5 protein-coding genes are annotated in these 3,399 nt (G+C 69.2%); 3 read left to right on the plus strand and 2 right to left on the minus strand.

What is annotated here, in order from left to right:
* Together Q0444_RS14635 and Q0444_RS14640 are read right to left on the minus strand one after the other, a co-directional pair.
* Positions 1-293, minus strand: a 293-nt coding sequence (locus tag Q0444_RS14635) for an acyl-CoA dehydrogenase family protein (protein ID WP_299023680.1), incomplete at its 3' end; no start/stop codon positions are given.
* Between the two features lies 1 nt (position 294).
* On the minus strand, positions 295-1,557 hold the full coding sequence (locus Q0444_RS14640) for an acyl-CoA dehydrogenase family protein (RefSeq protein ID WP_096906017.1): 1,263 nt from the start codon (positions 1,555-1,557) through the stop codon (positions 295-297).
* A gap of 107 nt (positions 1,558-1,664) precedes the next feature.
* Between Q0444_RS14640 and Q0444_RS14645 the strand changes: the two genes are divergently transcribed.
* The 3 genes from Q0444_RS14645 to Q0444_RS14655 form a co-directional block, all read left to right on the plus strand.
* Positions 1,665-1,859, plus strand: coding sequence for a ferredoxin (locus tag Q0444_RS14645; RefSeq protein ID WP_067712138.1), 195 nt, complete (start codon positions 1,665-1,667; stop codon positions 1,857-1,859).
* An 8-nt stretch (positions 1,860-1,867) separates the two neighbouring features.
* Complete coding sequence (locus tag Q0444_RS14650) at positions 1,868-2,785, plus strand: 3-oxoacyl-ACP reductase (RefSeq protein ID WP_291085075.1); 918 nt, start codon at positions 1,868-1,870, stop codon at positions 2,783-2,785.
* A 234-nt stretch (positions 2,786-3,019) separates the two neighbouring features.
* Positions 3,020-3,399 (plus strand): ABC transporter permease (locus Q0444_RS14655; RefSeq protein WP_299023686.1); only part of this gene is annotated, 380 nt, incomplete at its 3' end.

The raw sequence follows: 3,399 nt of genomic DNA on the forward strand, positions 1-3,399 counted from the left end.
ACCGGGGCGACGACCCGGCCCAACTCGCGTAGGACCAGGGCCTCGCCGATCACCCCCAGCCCGGCGCCGCCGAGCGACTCCGGGGCGAGGGCGGCCGGGACGCCGGCCCGGACCAGTTCCTCCCAGTATCGGGCGTGGAACCGGGCGGTGTCGCGGTCGGTTCCGCCGGACTCGGTGCCGGGGCCGAACCGGGCGTCGAGTTCCCGCAGGGAGTCGTCGGTGACCAGACGCTCGCCCATGTCACGGACGAGGGCGGTCAGTTCCGCGGTGGTGTCGTCGACGGAGAAATCCATGTCAGCGCTCCTTCCGGGCGGTGCTGGCGGACGGCGCGGGGGCGACACGTGGCGCCGGGGGCAGCCCCAGGCCGGCGGTGGCGATGATGTCGCGCTGCACCTCGTTGGTGCCGCCCCCGAAGGTGAGGATGAGCGCCGATCGGTGGAGGCGCTCGATGCGCCCGTGCAGAGCGGCGGTCGGGGAGTGGGAGCGCTGGTAGCCGCTCGATCCGAGGACCTCCATGAGCAACCGGTAGGCCTCGCACGCAGTCTCGGTCCCGTACACCTTGGTCGCCGACGCGGCGATGCGGGTGGGCGCGGCGGTGTCCGCGGAGACGATCTCCCAGTTGCGCAGGGCCAGGTACTCGGCCATCGCGTGGACGCGGGCCAGGTGGGTCCGCACCCACTCGTTGTCCATGACGGTGCCGTCCCCGGGCATGCCGACGTCCGCCGAGCGGGTGGTGCGCGCCCACTGCACGACCTGCCGCAGTGAGGCCTGCAGCGGCCCCGCCGAGGTCAGGGCGACGCGCTCGTGGTTGAGCTGGTTGGTCATGAGCGGCCAGCCGCCGTGCTCGGGGCCCACGAGGTTGCTCGCCGGGACCACCACGTCCTGGTAATAGGTGGCACTGGTGTCCGGGCCGGCCATCGTGTGGACCGGGGTCCACGAGAAGCCCTCGGCGTCGGTGGGCACCATGATCATGGAGATGCCCTTGTGGCGCTTGGCGTCCGGATCGGTGCGCGCGGCCAGCCAGATCCAGTCGGCGTACGCCACCAGCGACGTCCACATCTTCTGACCGTTGATCCGGTAGACCTCGCCGCCCTCGTGCTCACCGGTCCCGGGCTCGCGGACCGCCCGCGTGCGGAGCGACGCGAGGTCGGTGCCGGAGTCCGGCTCGGAGTAGCCGATGCCGAAGTGCAGCTCACCGCGGCTGATCCGGGGGAGGAAGTAGTTCTTCTGCTCGTCGGAGCCGAACGCCATGATGGTGGGCGCCACGGAGTTGATGGTGAGGAACGGCACCGGGACGCCGGCGATCGCGGCCTCGTCGGTGAAGATGAGCTGCTCGATCATCGGCCGGTTCTTCCCGCCGAATTCTTCGGGCCACCCCAGTGTCAGCCAGCCGTCTCGGCCCATCTCCGCGACGATCTCGCGGTACGCGTCGCCGTGCCCGTACTCGCCGGTGGTGGAGGTGAAGGCCTCGCGTCGTTCAGGGGTCATCAGTGCCGAGAAATACTCGCGCAACTCCCCGCGCAGACGTTCCTGGTCGGTGGTGTAGGTGATGTCCATATGCCCTAAGCTCATCGGTGAGTGGAACACGTTCTAGTGTCGTGTCTCACATAGTATCCAACCATCTCGCGGCCATGGTGGCCGTGGGTGCGACCGAGGAGGACGGCATGAGGATTGAAGTCGATCCCGACCGCTGCGAGGGGCAGGCCGTGTGCGTCGGCCTGGCGCCGAAGGTCTTCGAGCTGAACGACGACGACGAGGTCGTGCGTGTGATTGTCGACGAGGTCCCCGAGGACCTGCAGAAGCGCGCACTCAAGGCTGTGGAGAAGTGCCCGATGGCCGCGCTGAAGGCCGCGGAGTGACCGCGGGGATGGGTCGGGAGAATCTCGACGCGGACCTCTCACTCGACGGGCGCGTCGCCGTGGTCACCGGGTCCGGCTCGGGTCTCGGCGCGGCCGAGGCGGTCGAGCTCGCCAGGTCGGGCGCGGCCGCGGTGGTCATCAACGACATCCGCGCCGGTGAAGCCGCGGACGCGGTGATCGCGGACATCGAGGCGGCCGGAGCCAAGGCGGCACTCGTCGTGGGCGACGTCTCCGAGCGGGAGACCGCCGACGCCATGGTGGCCGAGGCCCTCAAGCTCGGTGGGCTGCACGTGGTGGTCAACAATGCCGGGATCACGCGCGACAAGATGCTGTTCAACCTCTCCGACGAGGATTTCGACGCGGTCGTGAAGGTGCATCTGCGCGGTCACTTCCTGCTCACCCGCAATGCGGCCGCCCACTGGCGCGAGGAGAGCAAGAAGTCCGGGGGGCCGGTCTACGGCCGGCTCATCAACACCTCGTCGGAGGCGGGGCTCTTCGGCCCGCCCGGCCAGGCCAACTACGGCGCGGCCAAGGCCGCGATCACCGCGCTGACGCTGTCCGCGTCGCGGGTGTTGGAGCGCATCGGCTGCACCGCCAACGCGATCGCCCCGCGCGGTCGCACCGGGATGACGGAGGCGGTCTTCGAGCCCTGGGACCCCTCCGAGGGGCCGGATCCGCTCTCGCCGGACCGGGTCGCGGACCTCGTGTCCTACCTGGCCTCGCCCGCTGCCGCGGACGTCACGGGTCAGCTGTTCGTGGTATACGGCGGGATGGTGGCGCTCGTGGAGGCGCCCGTCGTGGAGAAGAGGTTCGACGCGGAGGGTGGCGTATGGGACCGTCGCGAGTTCGCGGATGCGATCTCCGGGCACTGGTCAGGACGCCCGGAGGGCAAGTCCTTCTCCGCTGCGGAGATCATGAAGCTCTGAGTGGCGGGCCCGTCCCCGGCGTGATCGACGTCGATCGCGCCGGGGACGACTTATTGGTGTGTCGGGCGTGTTAGATTCCCCCGACGCGAGCTGGCAGGGGCACCGGTCGGGGGGATGGGGAAGCCCTTGTCAGATAGAACGTGTTCTAGCTACTATGTAATCTGGGTCACGATGAACCGGTCACTTGTTCAGTTTGGTGTGACCGGGGGATGAAGGAAGACAGGAGGGGGCGCCATGGCGAGGGTTATCGATGCGCCGCTCAGAGGGATCGGCGACTTCGTCGCCATGACGCTGGACACCTTCGTCTCCTTCCCGACGATCGTGCGACAGGGCCGGGAGTTCGTCGAGCAGTCCTGGTTCATCGCCCGGGTCTCGATGCTGGCCACCGTTCTGGTGGCGATTCCCTTCACGGTCCTGGTGAGTTTCACGCTCAACATCCTGCTGCGCGAGATCGGCGCGGCCGACCTGTCCGGCGCCGGAGCCGCTCTCGGCGCGGTGACGCAGGTGGGCCCCATGGTCACCGTGCTCATCGTCGCCGGCGCAGGCGCGACCGCCATCTGTGCAGACCTCGGAGCGCGCACCATCCGCGAGGAGATCGACGCGATGGAGGTGCT

This window comes from uncultured Dietzia sp. (assembly GCF_937873725.1).
Classification (GTDB): Bacteria; Actinomycetota; Actinomycetes; order Mycobacteriales; family Mycobacteriaceae; genus Dietzia.

Bases quoted from the DNA above. Each gene is read 5' to 3' on its own strand.
- Q0444_RS14640 (WP_096906017.1), bottom strand. From the start codon at position 1,557: ATGGACATCACCTACACCACCGACCAGGAACGTCTGCGCGGGGAGTTG.
- Q0444_RS14645 (WP_067712138.1), top strand. From the start codon at position 1,665: ATGAGGATTGAAGTCGATCCCGACCGCTGCGAGGGGCAGGCCGTGTGC.
- Q0444_RS14650 (WP_291085075.1), top strand. From the start codon at position 1,868: ATGGGTCGGGAGAATCTCGACGCGGACCTCTCACTCGACGGGCGCGTC.